At 51.9% G+C, this 856-nt stretch carries 1 rRNA gene; it reads left to right on the plus strand.

From position 1 onward, the window contains the following. Window positions 1-364, plus strand: a 16S ribosomal RNA gene (locus HQQ85_RS20695); the annotation flags it as partial. Window positions 365-856: the final 492 nt, after the last annotated feature.

Genomic DNA, 856 nt, shown 5'->3' on the forward strand with positions numbered 1-856 from the left:
TGGGGATGACGTCAAATCATCATGCCCCTTATGTCTTGGGCTTCACGCATGCTACAATGGCCGGTACAAAGGGCTGCGATACCGTAAGGTGGAGCGAATCCCAAAAAGCCGGTCTCAGTTCGGATTGAGGTCTGCAACTCGACCTCATGAAGTCGGAGTCGCTAGTAATCGTGAATCAGCAACGTCACGGTGAATACGTTCCCGGGCCTTGTACACACCGCCCGTCAAGTCATGAAAGTCGGTAACACCCAACGCCAGTGGCCTAACCCCTTGTGGGAGGGAGCTGTCTAAGGTGGGATCGGTGATTAGGACTAAGTCGTAACAAGGTAGCCGTACCGGAAGGTGCGGCTGGATCACCTCCTTTCTAAGGAGCAACTGGCACCGATTGGTGTCCAGCAGCCAGATTCGAGGCATACGTTCTCGACTGGTGGCTCATGGGTGGAACATTGACATTGATGCAGCAGGAATCGTGCCGGCGCTAGTACAACTTCTCTTTATTGGGGGGTTAGGAACGGGTTGGTTCGAGGGTGGTTGCATATGCACGCTGTTGGGTCCTGAGGGACCGGGTCACACACTCTTCGGGGTGGGTGGACTGAACCTCTGGACCTTTCCTGGTTTCCCCTGTGGGGGTTGCGGGGAGGGTACCGCCCGTACTTTGAGAACTACACAGTGGACGCGAGCATCTTAGATTTGACACTTTTGTGTCAAATCACAAGATCTAATTAGTTTTAGATCATTGGTCAATTTTGTATCACTTAGGTGATGCCGAACGATTCAATAACTCATGTGATTTCAAGTTTCTAAGAGCAAACGGTGGATGCCTTGGCATCTGGAGCCGAAGAAGGACGTATAAATC

The organism is Herbiconiux sp. VKM Ac-2851, from assembly GCF_013205105.1.
In the GTDB taxonomy this organism is placed as follows: Bacteria; Actinomycetota; Actinomycetes; order Actinomycetales; family Microbacteriaceae; genus Herbiconiux; species Herbiconiux flava.